This window comes from Fulvivirga sp. AWR4_260, assembly GCF_056158185.1.
The window spans coordinates 985,421-1,001,918 of the sequence record NZ_JBSWSU010000001.1; the positions used below are offsets into that span (position 1 = coordinate 985,421).

Genomic DNA, 16,498 nt, shown 5'->3' on the forward strand with positions numbered 1-16,498 from the left:
TTTTAGTGTATTTCATAGCATCCCATTTTGGGAAAAGTGTTGTTATCGTGGACTTAAAAACTCATTAACTCCTTAAACCTTTGAGTTTGTCTTCGCGATACATCAACTTCTTCCCCTCCCTTCATATATATTTTAATGCTACCGCTAAACCAAGGTTCAATTCTATCCACCCATTTCAAGTTAATAATTTGTTGTCGATTTGCTCTAAAAAATGTTTTAGTATCTAACCTAGATTCCAGATAGTTTAATGTTCTTGGAATCATAGGCTTGTGCTCATCGAAATATAATTTAGTGTAATTTCCATCAACTTCAAGCATTCTTACGTTGGCTAATTGCACAAACCAACAATTATCCCCATCCTTTACAAATACCTGATCATCTGCAGTCATTCTATCTTCTTCAGCACTATTCTTTTCATCCACTTTCTGAGCCACCTTACTTATAGCTCCTGCCAACCTATCTTTCTGCACAGGTTTCTGCAAATAATCTAATGCATTATATTCAAACGCTTTAATTGCGTATTCATCGTATGCAGTAGTAAAAATAATTTGTGGAATATATTCTAACTCCTCCAAAAGCTCAAAACCATTTTTACCAGGCATCTGTATATCAAGCAAAACAAGGTCTGGCTTATCATTTTCTATCTTTTCTTTAGCCTCCATGGCATTAGCCGCTTCACCTACTACTTGAATATTATCAAATTCCTTTAACAATCGCTTCAGCTCATTTCTGGCAAGTCGCGAATCATCCACTACAAAAGCCTTCATAATATTAACTATTTAAGGGTATACTAAATTTTGCACAAACAAACTTTTCGTTCATATTTTGTATCTGTAAGGTAGAAAGCTTACCAAACAGCAACTTTAATCGGTCAGAGGCATTCTTAATACCAATACCCGTTCCATCACTCTTATCTTTTAATTGACCTGTATTTATCACCTCCACTACCAATGCTTCATCCTTTAGGTAAGACTTAATTCTTATCTCTCCACCTTCCGGCAAATGAGAGATACCATGTTTTATAGCATTCTCTACTAATAACTGTACTGCCATTGGAGGAATCTGAAGCTCTAAGGTCTCTGGTTTTATCTCCAAAGTATATTGCAGCCTATCTTCAAACTGAATGGATTCCAGATTTAAATAATTTTGAACAATTTCTAATTCACTCTCTAAACTCACACGTTCCATATTATTAAACTGAATAGAATACCTTAATAAGCCGGAGAGGTGGGTAATCATATCTCGTGATTTTTCGGGGTTCTCTATAACTAACGACCGAATGTTATTTAAGCTATTAAATATAAAGTGTGGGTTTATCTGAGACTTCAATGCTATTAGTTCCGCATCTTTTACTGCAGCCTCTAATTGCCATTTTTCAATTTCACTTCTTCTAAAGTTAGTAAATATCTGCACCAGAAAATAAATTAACGACCAAGCCAATACCATAACCGTTAAATTAAACGTAACTATGAACCCTACAAGCCAAGTCAATTTTTGCCTAATAGCATCTTCAAATAAAACCTGATTAATAGGTAATATAATAAGTGACCATAGCACTCCTATTATTAAAGAAGCCGCTGCCACCCTAAGCGCAAGCTTAAAAATGCCAAGACTAACCCAGTCATGCCTCTTTATATAGAGCCTATAAACATGAGTTAAAAAGATGCCCACCACCACCGTATTAAAATAACTGGCAAAAATATAACCAGTAAAACCCGAGAAGGTACCCTCTATAATTACATAAGTAGTATAAAAGAGCAACCAACCAGTAATCTGAAAAATCCAGTATAGTTTATTTCTATTAAAATTATCAATAGTAATCATTCACAAGCAACTAAGGTATAATTACAAATATGATTTTTTTAAACTGAAAAAAGACCTGCGATTAATTATACGGTATCCAAACGCCTTAAATGGTAATTAGATAAAGATGAATTTTTGAATTATTTTTAGTTTTTGATAATATTTTAATTCCTTTTTAGTTATTTAGAACCAGAAGTGAAAAAGTTATGTTTGAGCGATTTTTTCTATGTTCACAAAATGATAATATTGAAAAATATTAGACTTGTGTAATAATTTACAAATAGAAATGTTATTTTGCTCGCGAATAAACTTGTGTTGCATAAGTTTATATCACTATATTAGTGTTTGCATTTGATTTTTTTGAATAAATAGAACAGGTATGAAAAGAACTGCAAGCTTATTAAAAAGTGCTTTGTTAGTTGTCGGTGGTTCAATGTTGCTTACTTCTTGTTTTCTCGGTGGAGGAGGCAGGCCTACTAGTGTGCACCCCGGTGCGGTAAGTACAGCCACAGGATTGGCTTATAATGATGAAGATAACAATGGATTTATGGTTAATCCTTATGCAGGACAACCAGAAGGTCCAAACTTAGTGTTTATAGAAGGCGGGCGTGCTGTTGTAGGATCGTACGAAGAAGATATCCTCAACAGAAGGGATAATATTGAAAGAACTGTTTCAGTTGCTTCATTTTATATGGATGAAACTGAAATCGCCAATATTCACTGGCTTGAGTACTTACATTACCTTAACGTATCTGATTCGTCAAGAGAAGTATACATGGCTGCTTTACCTGATACCACAGTATGGGTGAGCCGTCTAGCGTATAACGACCCTTACGTAGATCATTACTTAAGATACCCAGGTTTCCGTTATTTCCCAGTTGTGGGTGTAAGCTGGGTACAAGCTAACAACTACTCTGAGTGGAGAACCAGAGCTGTAAACATGAAGTTAGCAGAAGACATGGGTGAAGACTATGCAGAAACTGATGGTAGAATTCCATTAGAGTCTGGAGTAGTATTACCTAACTATCGTTTACCATCTGAAGCTGAATGGGAATATGCAGCTACTGCACTTATCGGAACTCAGTGGTTAGACGAAAACCAAACACACCAAAGAATCTACCCTTGGGATGGTCATGCATTAAGAAACCCTTACGGAAAAGAAATGGGTTACTTCTTAGCTAACTTCAAAAGAGGACGTGGTGACTATGCTGGTATCGCAGGAAAATTAAATGATGGAGCATTAATTACTTCTTACATTTACGAATTCCCTCCAAATGACTTCGGTCTTTACAACATGGCAGGTAACGTAAGTGAGTGGGTATTAGACGTATATCGTCCAATGTCATTCCAAGATTTTGATGACCTTAACCCCATCAGAAGAGATGGTTATTTAGATGAAACCAGAAACTCAGCTACTGGTGAGCAATACTACAACAGTGATAGAGAAAATAATCCTGAAGGATTTACTTCACTTATTACTGATGAAGCTAGAGTTTACAAAGGAGGTTCTTGGAAGGATGTAGCTTACTGGATGTCTCCTGGAACTAGAAGATATTTAGATCAAGATTCTTCAACTGCAACCATCGGATTTAGATGTGCGATGATTAGAGCAGGATCTAACTACTAATAGAAAACATCATAAAAAAAGCCCCAGCAGTAAATGTTGGGGCTTTTTTTGTTACATACAGTTATTGCTTACATTATAAGCAAAGCCCATTGAAAATATCATAAATGACTCAACGAGTTAGCCTTTCAAAAAACAATATTTTCAAAAAAAGAACACCAACATTAAAAACAAGCTAAAATTATGGCTATATAATTAATTTATTTTCACAGAAACGACCAAATTGTTAAATTTGAGACATCAATCAAAGAATTGAAATACAATGTAGGGTGATGAAACTGGCAGACATGCCCTCCGGTCTCGGGGGTGGAGGTCACGGGATAAATTCTTTTAGTTATCCAATAACATTAAAAGCGCTAACCGCTCCGTGGAGGTTCGACTCCTCCCTCTACAGCTAAAAAAAAGCAACACTCAAATGGAGTGTTGCTTTTTTTATACTATCAACTAAGCGCTATGTTTCTGCACCTCATAAACATCTATATAATTTCGCTTTCCCTTAAGTACCACGCCCCCTAAATACTTCACAGGATATTTCTGCTTTACTTTCACAAATTCAGTTAACATATTTCCTGAAGTTAAAAAATGAGCTCCATAATCGTTGCATGCACTTTGAAGACGTGCAGCAGTGTTTACAGCGTCTCCATGAAAAGCTATATCTCTCTTTATATTACCAATTTCGGCCACGGTAACATCTCCTCCATGAAGTCCCGCTTTGAATACAGGCACCATCATATACTTTTTCATATAATAGGCCGATCTGTTGTTCAACTCATTTTGAAAAGCAAAATAAAGATCAACAAAACAACTTTTATCCTTCACCTTGTCATAATCCCACGTGAGTACAATTTCGTCCCCTACGTACTGATATATTTCAGCTCCATACTTATCCACAATCTCATTTACTAATGTAATGCAGTCTTTTATTAGAGAGGAATACAATATGTTTCCTAAGCTTTCTGCATATGTAGTAGATGACTTCAAATCCATAAAAAGAAATACTCTTTTCTCAATAACAGGATGCTGATACTTTCCTGTGATGAATTTTTTTAGGTTACTCTTACCAAACTTGGTAATCACCTGCAATAGAAAGTTGAGAAGGAATATCTGAAAACCAACAAAAATAAAAATGAAGAAAATAAGTATAAATAAGGAGTTAGAACTGCTTATACTTTCAATGGCATTAACAGGAAAAGTATTAGTTAGCGTAGAAAGCATAAAAACGAGTATTATGCTAGCTATAAAGCCTAATAGGTAGAGGAGGCTCTTCAATAAAATAATACGGCCAAAGCTCCGTTTCTCAAGCTCTAATTTTATTGCCAATTCATTAACCCCGATAAAAAGTAACCCAAAAAATGCTCCAAACAATGAACTATCAACTAACTGATGAGCAGAGATTAAACCCTTAGCTACAGCTCCAAGATCACTCGTATTTACATGAGAGGCATCTAAAAAAAAACGGATAGATGTTATTAAGAAAACACAAAGTAGGTTGGCTAATAATATCCAGTAAATAAAAATAGGAAGGTATAGTCGGAGCTTTTTCACTAAGCAAAGGTGGAGATTAAATCTAGTTAGCAAAAGGTTTTGAAGTATAAAATAAATACGTCAAATATGATGACCTTAATATTTTTCATCATCATTAAAATATATTGTCTTCACATCCGACTTTATTTATAACAAAGCCTTTCTCTTTCATGGAATCGGCAAACTTATTTTTATCAAACATCGTTGATATCTAAATATATGAAACAGAACTACCATATGTCTAGCTGTCCTGAATATTTAAAGCGTTTCCCCTTCAAATCAGTGCTTGATTTATCAAGCTTGGTTAACTACTGGGAAACCAACTTAAGTTCAAATAAAATACTAGCAGGGTATCCTGCAGAAAAGATAAAATCACTAATTGATAGTGCTCCTGAATTTAAATCACCAATTACTGATCTTTCTGTACTTGATAAGCACCAAGAGCTAATAGGCCTCTTAATGAGCGTTATTTTTCCTACAGCCATGCTTGATAGTGAAATAACAGCTGCAATACTTCCTTTTGACTTTAAAGGAGTATATGCCACCCCAGAGTACCTAAAACTATTGCCATTTGACAGAAGAAGAGATGACCTTTCTGTTACTGCCATAAACGATGATCAGGATGTGATGGCAGGAAAAATCACAAAGGCATGTCTTTATATATTAAACAAATTCTATGGCACTAATCTGGATATGGATCATCCTATTTTAATACATATCCCTGATGAAAGTACCGGATTAGCTCGTGTGTACAAAATGGAAATGAATACCCGTTTTGTCGATATTATATGTACAGATGAGCCCAACCCAATAAGCAAAGAAACGCTGGATCATATGTTAGACAACATCTATGATACAGAACTATGGCTAAAACACATACAGCCGGAGAAATACATCTTTACAGGTTTTAATATTTTAAAACTTACAGAAGTTACAAATGAAGAAATGTTATCCTCCATTAAGTATGATTTGCTTAAGAAAGATGCCGTAACTGATAAAAAAACTTTCTTTGAAATAAGGGAGAAGATAAGAGCCATTTTTAAACTTCCCAACCTACAATTGGGCTTATCTTACTTTGACCCTAATTATAACATCATCTCTAATTATGGAGAAGATAACTGGAGTAGTTTCGTAATGCCTAGTGAGGAAGACAACTTGGAGTGCGATCAATTCATGAATAGCGTATATGAAAAGGCTTACAATATTAAAAAGCCAATCGTTATTGAAGACTTAAGGTTATACAATTCATGTGGTTGTATAGAAGATGCTCTAATCCATAAAGGCATTCAAAATTTGGTAGTGGCACCTCTTGTGCATGAGGGCGTAGTGTTAGGAATGATAGAGCTCGGCAGCCCCGAGGCTGGTAAGCTCACGCCTCTCACCACCACACCAATTTACAATGTGCTACCGATGTTTATGGCTGCGGTAAGACGTGTTTTGGCTGATATGCAAACTGAAGTACGCGCTTTAATCCAAGAAGAATGTACGGCCATTCACCCATCAGTAGAGTGGAAATTTATTGAAACGGGCTTTGACCTGATGCACAAAAGAAGAAAAGGTAAGCGTGGAAAGTTTGATGACATGGTATTTCCTAAAGTTTATCCTTTATATGGTCTAACAGATATAAGAAATTCATCAGGAGAGAGAAATCTTGCCATTCAAGAAGACTTGATTAGCAACCTTTTAGAAATTAAAAAGGTAATCTCTAAGCTAATGGAATACAAAAACATGTCTATACTTGATGAGATTAAATACCGTGTTGATAAACAAATAGCAAAAATATCTGATGGCATAGATGCAGGCGATGAGGCTAGTATTTTAGAATTTATTAGAAAAGATATAAACCCTACGTTTAGCTATTTTAAGCAAAACAAAGAAGTAGAAGGACTTATTACTTCTTACGAGAAAATGTTAGATCCCAAATTGGGAATCATTTATAATGAACGTAAGAAGTTTGAAGAAAGCCTGACACAAATCAACAATTACATTTCGGCTTACTTAGACGGTAATGAAAAAGATGCGCAAGTAATCTACCCTCATTATTATGAAAAATATAAAACTGATGGGGTTGAATACAATGCTTACTTAGGCGAATCGCTCGTAAAAGATAAAAAGTTTGACCCTTTATATTTAAGGAATTTCAGACTATGGCAGTTGATCTCGCATTGTGAAATTGCAATTAACATAGAGCAACTGAAAGACTCTTTAAGCAAAAAACTTGACATTACGAACCTGATACTAGTACATGGAGAACCTCTTTCTATTAAATTTAGAAGGGATGAAAAAAGGTTTGACGTGGATGGCGCCTACAACATCAGGTATGAAATAGTAAAGAAAAGGATAGATAAAGCTCTAATTAAAGGAAGTGGTGAAAGGTTAACACAGCCAGGCAAAATAGCCATCGTCTACTCGCAGCAAAAAGAAGCTGAAGAGTATGCAGGTTATATTCAGTATTTACAATCCTTAAATTATTTAACGGATAGTGTAGAGCATGTAGAATTAGAAGAACTCCAAGGTGCTCACGGATTAAAAGCTATAAGGGTAGAGGTTAATTTACTCGTTAAGCATTACGAAGACAGTGCAGACTTACTTAGAGACATACTTTCTGAAGCCAAGACTGGCTTTTCGTTCTAAGAATAAACATTTAACGCTTTTTCATGGTTATTTATATACACCAATGTATAAAGACTATGGAAAAGCGATCTAATCAAAACATCAGCCTTCGCTATGGAGTCTTTACAGCCATAGCATTAATTGCATTCTTTTTCTTAATGCGCTTAACGGGGCTAGTGTATAATTATGAGTTGCGTGGGTTAAATTTCATTTTCTTGTTTAGTGGCGTTTTACTAGCCATCAAATCATTTAAAAAAGAAAATACCCTTAGTTTCTCATATTTAAGTGGGCTAGGAGTGGGTGTCGCTACATCAGCAATAGCATTATTTACATTTGCTGTTTTCGTCACCATTTATTTATCTATTGACACGGTGTTTATGCACTCTTTAAAAGAGTTTGAATACTTCGGGGAATATTTGAATCCCTACATTGCTGGGGTGGCAATATTTGTTGAAGGTACATTTTCAGGCATTTTAACTTCCTTTATTCTGATGCAATATTTTAAATATAGCCATTCTAAGGAAGTTTCAACACCTCTACCATAAATCATAAAAATCAAATGAAGAAAGCATCAGGACAAAGGTTACACACCTTAAACCTGATGTTTTTTTATAGTTTAATTTACTGTTAAGACTTTGTCTAAATTTATCATTTCTCAAAACACTTCACTATTTTTCTGACTTATTCTCATTATTAGATGAGTATAGCCAATATGACAAAGCTTATTTCTAAAAATACTACGATAAAACTAAGGACAGTATTTTTCATTACCATCAGTTGGATGGCAGTTAGTGCCTTAATAGTTTACTACAATCACTTTATTAAGCTATCGCAAGAAGCTTTTGAGTTTAACGATTATGACTTATCCACCACTTTAATTACCAACTTATTTGGTGTAACTATAGCGGGTATTGTTGGAGGCACAATCATTACATTTTTTCTTAAAGACAGGCTTAGAAAACAACCGCTAGGTCTGGTGATTTTAATCAACTTAGCTTCCTTCCTAATTATAATAAGCATAGTGAGTATTTCAGCCTTTCTGTTTTATTACTGGGTATTTATAGGTGAAGCTTATTTTGATGGTAACATTTGGTTTAACCTAAGTGAGTTCATTAGCAGCTATGCATTTTTGCTTAACCTTATGTCTTGGAGCATTATTTCTACCGTAACCATGGTTATTTTACAGGTTAACGATAAATATGGTCGTGGTTTTTTCTTAGAAACGTTACTTGGCAAATATCACAGCCCATTAAATGAGGAGCGTATATTTATGTTCCTTGATTTGAAGTCATCTACCACCATAGCAGAACGACTCGGCCATAAAAGATACTTTAAACTATTAAACCGTTTCTTTGAAGATGTCACCAAAGGCATAATTGAAAGAGATGGTGAAATATATCAATATGTAGGTGATGAAGTAGTTATAACATGGAAGTTAGACAATGGCATTGCCCACGGCAATTGTATCAAATGCTTTTTTGAATTAGAAGATATTATAAACAAAAGAGGTCATAAATATTTAGCCAAATATGGCGTAAAACCCACCTTTAAGGCAGCCATACATTGTGGAGAGGTAACAACGGGAGAAGTAGGCACCTTTAAGAAAGATATTATTTTTACCGGAGATGTATTAAATACCACTTCGCGCATTGAAGCAAAATGTAATGAGTTTAATGAAAAGCTACTCATTTCTGGGGATTTGGTTGATTTACTCCCTCAAAACGAAGATTATTTAATCAAAGAAATAGGTGATATTCCCCTTAAAGGCAAAAGAAAACCTGTACAAATTTTCAGTGTTAACAGAAAGTTTGTACAGGCTCAGGATCAATTAGGTCATTGATTCCATTTTTTGAAAATAGCAATAGCGTTATGGCCACCAAAGCCAAAGGTATTGCTCATAGCATAGTTTATTTCCTTGTTCACGGACTTTCCAAGAGTTAAATTAATTCTCTGTGGCAATTCCGGATCAGGCGTAGTGGTATTAATAGTAGGAGGAACAATACCATCTCTAGTGGCTAAAATACTAACTATAGCTTCTGCTGCTCCTGCAGCTCCTAGCAAATGCCCTGTCATTGACTTAGTAGCACTTACGTGAAGGTGATCAGTCTCTCCGCCCAGCATTTTTTCAATGGCTGTCAACTCAGAGGCATCACCTACAGGCGTACTTGTAGCATGCAGGTTGATATATTCAATCTCTTTTAACGATATTCCGGCTTCTTCTAAAGCCATTTCTATCGCCAACCTAGCACCTAAGCCTTCCGGGTGTGTGGCAGTAGCATGATACGCATCATTTGACATACCAGCACCCACTATTTCTGCATATATCTTAGCTCCTCTGGCAATGGCATGCTCATAATCTTCTAACACCAAAGCTCCAGCACCTTCGCCCATTACAAAACCATCTCTATCTACATCAAACGGTCTTGATGCTGTTGCCGGGCTGTCATTTCTAGTAGACAATGCCTTCATAGCTCCAAAACCTCCAATACCAGCTCTAGTAATAGCAGCTTCAGAACCACCAGCCACCATCATATCCGCTTTACCCCACTTTATGTAATTATAAGCATCCATTATTGCGCTGTTAGAAGAAGCACAAGCGGAAACAGTACAGTAATTGATACCTCGCAAGCCATGTTTTAAAGCAATGGCTCCAGAAGGTGTATCAACCAAAATTTTAGGAATAAAAAACGGGGAAAAACGTGGCCCCCGCTCAGACTCGGCATATTCTAATACTTCATTTTCAAAAGTATGAATACCTCCATTTCCTGAAGCCCAAATAACTCCATACCGGTTAACGTTTATATCATTAAACTGGATATCGGAATCAGCCAGAGCCTGATCTGCAGCGATAATCGCATACAGGGTAAATGGATCATTCTTACGGATTTCTTTTCTATCGAAGTAATCTTCTAAGCTGAAATCCTTCAATTCACACGCAAACTTGGTTTTAAACAACTCTGTATCAAATTTGGTGATTGGCCCTGCGCCACTTACACCACTTTTGATATTCTCCCAGAATGTTTCTACATCATTACCAAGAGGAGTAAGAGCACCAAGGCCCGTAACTACTACTCGCTTACTCATTATATATAAAGTTTGATTGTTCTGTATAGATTATTATAACTTCTATAGAAGAGATTTACAGGTCGTTTTCTTCTATATCTTTTGTAAGATCAAGGTCTCTTGTTTTTTTAGAGAATATCCCTGTAAAAAGTACTATAAGGCAGGTCATGGAGCCTCCAAACACTACAGCGGTAACTGTACCCATCAGCTTAGCAGTTATTCCACTCTCAAATGCCCCGAGCTCGTTAGAACTCCCCACAAACATACTATTAACTGAAGATACCCTGCCCCTCATGTTATCAGGTGTTTTTAATTGTAATATAGTCTGACGAATAACTACACTAATGCCATCCGTAATTCCACTGAATAGTAACGCCAGAAGAGAAATTATAAATATGTTTGATAAACCGAATACTATAATAGATAGTCCAAACCCAAAAACAGCTAGCAAAAGTTTTAAACCTGCGCGTCTATTTAAGGGGAAGTACGTTACCACCATAATAGTAAGGAAAGAGCCTACGGCAGGGGCTGCTCTTAAAACACCAAAGCCAGTAGAGCCAACTTTTAAAATATCTTGCGCAAAAACAGGAAGAAGGGCAACTGCACCTCCAAATAATACTGCAAACATGTCTAATGAAATAGCACTTAGCACCTCTTTAGTATCAAAGACAAATTTCAAGCCTTCTCTTAAGCTTTTCAACACAGGTTCACCTTTGGCTGTATTTAAAATTGGTTTTGGCTCTATTAATAGTAAAAACACAAAAGCCAAAATAGCAAAAGCTACAATTACTAATAATGACCAGTGTACGCCTATCCAGCCAATGGTAAGGCCACCTATAGCAGGGCCAAGTACTGCCCCCATTTGCCATGCACCACTACTCCAAGTAGAACCATTAGGATATAGTTTTTTTGGTAGAATTAACGAAAACAATGAAAAGACCGTGGGCCCTAAGAACGATCTTACAATGCCTCCACAGAAAACCAGAATATATACAAATATTATTATATGATTCTCTGCAATGTGCTGGTTAAAGTAAGGCCAAGTAAGTAAGAATAAACCTACACTGATAGCAGTAAAACCTAGAATACATTTAATTAGTAAATTTCGTTTTTCTAGCTGATCTACAATATGCCCAGCAAATAACGCTAGCGATACTGCAGGTATTACCTCCGCCAAACCAATAAAGCCCAGTGAAAGAGGATCTTTAGTAAGACTGTAGATTTCCCATTCTATTACGACAAATTGCATCCCCCAGGCAAAGATTAGGGCAAATCGTAAAATTAAAAAATGCTGGAATTCTTTGATTCTCAACGCAGCATATGGATCATTCTTTGACTTCATGCTGCGAAGTTAATTCAAAGTATTAGTAATATATTATCAGGGAAAGAGAATTCTAATTACTGAAGATTTTTAAGCCGCTTGTAGCATGCTTGATGCGTTTTGTTCTTTTACTTGCTTAAGTCTATTTCTTAAGGTTTCTAAATGCCCTCTCAAAATGCTTTCTGTCATGTTTGAGAAAGTATTGCTTCTCATTACTTCCATATAAATTCTAACAACGGCCTTTTCTAGTTTTTTGATTGTTTCCATGATAACCGCTTTAGAAGGCTTTTTCTTATCCTTTAATTCTGGTGAGAATAAAGTGCTATCTGATAGTTCATAACTTTCATCTACAACCGAAATTTCACTTGTAAGGTCTTCGATTAAAGTTCTTCTTAACTCAATGGCCGAAGTGCAATATTGTTTTAGTTCATTCTCATTAACTCCGCTACATAAAAATTCATATGCGCTTAACGATGATTTGTGATTCTGGATTAACTTATCCAATGCATGTATTATTCTTTTAGTGTGGTTAGCGTGTTTAGCATTCATAGTTTTCTAAATTTTAAATATCTCTATGAATTCAATTGATATACCAATTTTAAAAACCGCCCAAACAGCCTAAAAAAGAATATTTGAAAATACCGCAAGTTCCACTGTGTGGAATATTTGCCACCTCATATATAAATATTCAACACCACACCAACAAAAAAGCAACACTTAAAGTGCTGCTTCTCTTGTTATTTAAGAGTTGTATTATTCTTTAACACCTGCTAAATCTAACACAAATGCGTACTCAAGAGCTACCTCTTTAAATTGCTCAAATCTTCCTGAGGCACCGCCATGTCCTGCATCCATATTTGTCTCTAGCAATACAATTTTATCATCCGTTTTTAATTCGCGAAGTTTTGCCACCCACTTTGCAGGTTCCCAATACTGTACTTGCGAATCATGAAGGCCTGTTGTCACTAATAAATTAGGGTATGCCTGAGCCTTTACATTGTCATAAGGGGAATATGATAGCATATAATCGTAAGAGTCTTTGTTATTAGGATTACCCCATTCATCATACTCGCCAGTAGTCAGCGGAATAGACTCGTCAAGCATGGTAGTCATTACATCAACAAAGGGCACTGAAGCAACAACACCCTTCCATAGATCTGGCCTCTGATTTATAATAGCACCCATTAATAAACCTCCGGCACTTCCTCCCATAGCAAAGAGGTTATCTTTCTCTGTAAACTTTTCTTCAACAAGATACTCCGCACAATCAATAAAATCATTGAATGTATTCTTCTTCTTGAACATTTTACCATCTTCATACCATTGACGCCCCATCATTTGGCTTCCCCTCACATGCGCAATAGCAAAAACAAACCCTCTATCCAAAAGGCTTAAACGAACTGAGCTAAAGTATGGGTCTACTGTGTGACCATATGAACCATACCCATATAATAGAGTCGGGTTACCCTCTGCCTTCTTCAGTGATTTTTTATAAACTAATGAAATAGGAACTTGTACTCCATCTCTGGCAGTAGCGAACAAACGCCTAGTGATATATTCGTCCGAATTGTAACCACCTATAACCTCTTGCTGCTTTAATAAATTTTTGTCCTTTGTCTGCATATTATAATCATATGTAGAATGAGGAGTGGACATGGATGTGTAGCTATACCGTAATAAGTCTGTGTCAAACTCAGGATTAACACTTACGCTAGCAGTGTAGGCTTCTTCTCCGAAATCTAAATAATGCTCATCTTTTGTCTGCTGATTAATAATGCGAAGCAATGTCAATCCCTTACTGCGCTCTTCCACCACTAAGTAGTTTTTAAATACTTCAATCCCTTCTAGGTACACCTCTTCTCTATGAGCAATTACTTCCTTCCAATTACTTATGTCGGTATTGCCTTCTGGTGTTTCCATTAGCCTAAAGTTGACAGCATCAAGATTAGTTACCACATAAAATTTATCTTCGAAATGCTCCACTGAATACTCCAACCCCCTAGTCCTTGGAGTAAATTGTTTAAACTCACCTTCTGGTGTGTTAGCGTCTAATATTCTATAATCATTAGTTAAAGTACTACCTGACCAAATCACCAAATACTTGTCACTTTTAGTTTTATATATGCCAGTATAAAAAGTGTCGTCTGTTTCCTCAAAAACTAATTCATCAGCAGTTTTGGCATTTAATCTATGCTTGTAAACTTTATCAGACCTTAAAGTATTTGGATCTTTGGCTGTATAGAAAAGGGTTTTATTGTCATTAGCCCACGTGCTACCACCTGTAGTATTTTCAATAGCTAAATCTAAAATTTCACCTGTCTCTAAATTTTTAACATGGATGGTATATTGCCTTCTTCCCACACTGTCTACACCATAGGCTAAAAGCTTGTTATCTAAACTTACATTAAGTCCTGCTGCCATATAAAATTCATGACCTTCAGCCATAACATTTACATTCAACATCAATTCCTCTTCGGCCTCAAGGCTACCTTTCTTTCTACAGAAAATCGGATACTCCTTTCCTTCTTCAAATCGAGTATAATACCAATAACCATTAGATTTATAAGGTACTGATTCATCTGTTTGCTTAATTCTACCTATAATTTCATCGTACAACTTGGTCTGTAACCCTTCAGTATGTTTTAATATGGTATCTGTATAAGCATTCTCTGCTTCCAAATAGGCTATTACTTTAGAATCTTCTCTATCATTAAGCCAATAATAATTATCTATTCTAGTCTCACCGTGCGCTACTAATTTCTTCTCTACTTTCTCTGCTTTTGGTGCAATAGGTTTATTCATGTTATTTTCTTTTTCAATTTTCTGACACGCTGTAAAACTACAGGTTATCAAACAGGCTACGGTTATGTTGTTAAATAATTTCATCTTAACGAGGCATTGGAGATAAATAGCAATTAGGAAAACTAATCGAATGCTAGAAACGTTTATAAAGATATTTAAAACTAAAATTAATATAATTATGCCTAAAATAGAGATAAAAGAAAAAGAAGATAATAAGTCAAAATCGAACCAAGAAGAAAAGCCTAAAGAAGAAGATGATAGTAAAAATCAATTTGGAGGTATACCCAACCGAAACTTGAAAAAGAATTTAGGTTGCGGGGGATAATCAGAGCAGCATTTTCTCATAATCAGCTAAACCTGATCCACATAATGGGCATTCGTAAGTGTCTGGTAAATTAGAAAATTCGACACCTGGAACTATCCCATTACCAGGGTCGCCATATTCTTTATCGTAAACAGTCTTGCACTTGCTACACTGATATAATTCCTTCTGCAAATTTTCGAGCAAAGTATCGCCAATGTTATGTAAAACAGTATCTTCTGGTAAATTATCATAATAAATGTGGCTCAGCTCAATTAATAGAGCCGCCAATGATTCTTTTTCAACTTCTTTTGCATATACACTATAATCCATGAGGTTAGGATTAAAATCTTTTGAATAAAGAATATTATAAGTTTCACCATTTTTCTCAATTACAACTGTTGAAAAAGGCGTGATATCATTGGTTGTTTTAATGGTAAACGTAAGGCCGTAAGTACTAATATCTTGCTGATCTAGGGTTCGAACTAATTCTACTTTTAGATTTAGTGCCTCTTCATCTCGCACTGGTAAATGCCAGTTTAGCTCTAAAGAAGAGTGACGAAGGTTCATACCTGCCTTTCCCATGAGTTTTTCCCAACCTACCCGATGCTGCTCATGTATTCCTTTAATTATTAAAGATTTCCATGGGGTGAGTGTTATAATACCAATATCAGTATTTAAGCATCTTCTGCAGATGGAAACTAAGATAGGAATAGAAAATTTATTATTTCGCCAATAAAGCCCCAGCCAATATTTACCATCAGACATTCTGTTGATACCCTCATAGTACGAAAAATTGATTTCTGGCAATACTAATTTTTCAGAGATCGGTTGAGTATTAAAAACCTTTTCAGACAGGAGGTGAAGTAAGTCTGAAAATTCAATTCCATTCTGCTCAATGTCAATATCTTCAATGGTTTTGGAAAAGCGACAAATTTCTTCACCATAAATTAAGTATGGAAGTTGCCACGGCTTATTATTATTAAGATGATCAAAGCGGAAGTAAACATACCAGAAGTTCTCGTATTCCGAAGCTACAAAGTTTATGTTGCCAGTAAATAGTGGAACCATACTCTGTGATGGGTCTACAATATTTATTCTAAGCTTAGGTAAATAGTCAAAACTATTGAGAATATAATCATAAAGGTGTGAGGCCAGCCATTTTTTACTAGGCTGAATATCCAAAGCCACATAGCTGCTGGCAATATTTTGCTTTACAAAGTTTTCTACCTCATAAGACACTGCTATTTCGTTAAAAAGGTGCTTTAAGTTTGGGATATATTCCCGTTTTACTGGAAATAAAATATCTTGTCTGGAGCCAATATGAATATAATCTGAACCTAGCTTTTCTGCTAGTAACAAAATTTTTAGCAGATCGCCTGGTGAGATAATCCCACCTTTTACAAAGACCCTAACAAGGTCTTTAAACTTCTCTTCTCTAATCATA

General features: G+C 35.7%; 13 protein-coding genes. 5 read left to right on the forward strand and 8 right to left on the reverse strand.

The window, feature by feature from the left end:
* Positions 1 to 53 precede the first annotated feature (53 nt).
* Both ACXACQ_RS04210 and ACXACQ_RS04215 read right to left on the reverse strand, forming a co-directional pair.
* A complete protein-coding gene (locus tag ACXACQ_RS04210) occupies positions 54 to 767 on the reverse strand; it encodes a LytR/AlgR family response regulator transcription factor (protein ID WP_474974676.1) in 714 nt (237 codons plus the stop codon).
* A 4-nt stretch (positions 768 to 771) separates the two neighbouring features.
* Positions 772 to 1,824, reverse strand: a complete 1,053-nt coding sequence (locus tag ACXACQ_RS04215; RefSeq protein ID WP_474974677.1) for a sensor histidine kinase — start codon at positions 1,822 to 1,824, stop codon at positions 772 to 774.
* A gap of 358 nt (positions 1,825 to 2,182) precedes the next feature.
* Between ACXACQ_RS04215 and gldJ the strand changes: the two genes are divergently transcribed.
* Positions 2,183 to 3,430: a gliding motility lipoprotein GldJ gene (gene gldJ / locus ACXACQ_RS04220; protein WP_474974678.1), complete on the forward strand. Its 1,248-nt coding sequence runs from the start codon at positions 2,183 to 2,185 to the stop codon at positions 3,428 to 3,430.
* A gap of 441 nt (positions 3,431 to 3,871) precedes the next feature.
* Here the strand turns inward: gldJ and ACXACQ_RS04225 are convergent, their stop codons facing one another.
* Entirely contained in the window at positions 3,872 to 4,972 is a 1,101-nt protein-coding gene (locus tag ACXACQ_RS04225; RefSeq protein ID WP_474974679.1) for an adenylate/guanylate cyclase domain-containing protein, read from the reverse strand.
* Positions 4,973 to 5,170: 198 nt separating this feature from the next.
* On the opposite strand from ACXACQ_RS04225, the gene ACXACQ_RS04230 reads away from it, so the two are divergent.
* The 3 genes from ACXACQ_RS04230 (at position 5,171) to ACXACQ_RS04240 (ending at position 9,404) form a co-directional block, all read left to right on the forward strand.
* Positions 5,171 to 7,585 carry a GAF domain-containing protein gene (locus ACXACQ_RS04230; protein WP_474974680.1) on the forward strand — a complete coding sequence of 805 codons (2,415 nt, stop codon included), beginning with the start codon at positions 5,171 to 5,173 and terminating at the stop codon, positions 7,583 to 7,585.
* A gap of 56 nt (positions 7,586 to 7,641) precedes the next feature.
* A complete protein-coding gene (locus tag ACXACQ_RS04235) occupies positions 7,642 to 8,109 on the forward strand; it encodes a DUF4199 domain-containing protein (RefSeq protein ID WP_474974681.1) in 468 nt (155 codons plus the stop codon).
* Positions 8,110 to 8,276: 167 nt separating this feature from the next.
* Positions 8,277 to 9,404, forward strand: a complete 1,128-nt coding sequence (locus ACXACQ_RS04240; RefSeq protein ID WP_474974682.1) for an adenylate/guanylate cyclase domain-containing protein — start codon at positions 8,277 to 8,279, stop codon at positions 9,402 to 9,404.
* Here the strand turns inward: ACXACQ_RS04240 and fabF are convergent.
* The 4 genes from fabF to ACXACQ_RS04260 all read right to left on the reverse strand — a co-directional run bounded on the left by fabF (position 9,398) and on the right by ACXACQ_RS04260 (position 14,750).
* Positions 9,398 to 10,648, reverse strand: coding sequence for a beta-ketoacyl-ACP synthase II (fabF, locus tag ACXACQ_RS04245; RefSeq protein ID WP_474974683.1), 1,251 nt, complete (start codon positions 10,646 to 10,648; stop codon positions 9,398 to 9,400). The genes ACXACQ_RS04240 and fabF overlap by 7 nt on opposite strands.
* Before the next feature lie 55 nt (positions 10,649 to 10,703).
* Positions 10,704 to 11,969: an MFS transporter gene (locus ACXACQ_RS04250; protein ID WP_474974684.1), complete on the reverse strand. Its 1,266-nt coding sequence runs from the start codon at positions 11,967 to 11,969 to the stop codon at positions 10,704 to 10,706.
* A 69-nt stretch (positions 11,970 to 12,038) separates the two neighbouring features.
* Complete coding sequence (locus tag ACXACQ_RS04255; protein ID WP_474974685.1) at positions 12,039 to 12,497, reverse strand: hypothetical protein; 459 nt, start codon at positions 12,495 to 12,497, stop codon at positions 12,039 to 12,041.
* Between the two features lie 204 nt (positions 12,498 to 12,701).
* Positions 12,702 to 14,750, reverse strand: a complete 2,049-nt coding sequence (locus ACXACQ_RS04260) for a S9 family peptidase (protein ID WP_474974686.1) — start codon at positions 14,748 to 14,750, stop codon at positions 12,702 to 12,704.
* Positions 14,751 to 14,928: 178 nt separating this feature from the next.
* On the opposite strand from ACXACQ_RS04260, the gene ACXACQ_RS04265 reads away from it, so the two are divergent.
* A complete protein-coding gene (locus tag ACXACQ_RS04265) occupies positions 14,929 to 15,075 on the forward strand; it encodes a hypothetical protein (RefSeq protein ID WP_474974687.1) in 147 nt (48 codons plus the stop codon).
* On the opposite strand, the gene ACXACQ_RS04270 is transcribed toward ACXACQ_RS04265, so the two are convergent.
* Positions 15,076 to 16,497: a rubredoxin gene (locus tag ACXACQ_RS04270; protein WP_474974688.1), complete on the reverse strand. Its 1,422-nt coding sequence runs from the start codon at positions 16,495 to 16,497 to the stop codon at positions 15,076 to 15,078. It lies immediately after the preceding gene.
* Between the last annotated feature and the right edge of the window lies 1 nt (position 16,498).